Source organism: Rhizobium freirei PRF 81 (assembly GCF_000359745.1).
Lineage (GTDB): Bacteria > Pseudomonadota > Alphaproteobacteria > Rhizobiales > Rhizobiaceae > Rhizobium > Rhizobium freirei.
On sequence record NZ_AQHN01000041.1, the window covers coordinates 1 to 219 of the forward strand.

The 219-nt window shown below is 62.6% G+C and carries 1 protein-coding gene; it reads left to right on the top strand.

The annotated features are described in order from the left end of the window. The coding region (locus tag RHSP_RS33515; RefSeq protein ID WP_276307813.1) for a flagellin at positions 1–128 on the top strand (128 nt) is incomplete at its 5' end. Between the last annotated feature and the right edge of the window lie 91 nt (positions 129–219).

The window sequence follows — 219 nt, forward strand, 5'->3', positions numbered from 1 at the left end:
TCGACGCCAACATGGAACAGGAATCGAGCAAGCTGTCCGCTCTGCAGACGCAGCAGCAGCTCGCCGTTCAGTCGCTGTCGATCGCCAACTCCTCGAGCCAGTCGATCCTGTCGCTGTTCCGCGGCTAATAGACGCTTGGCCGGCTGGCGCCGGCCGAAACGCACGACAATGACTTCGCCGCGCCTTCTCCAGAAGGCGCGGTTTTCCGTTTGTTGGCCC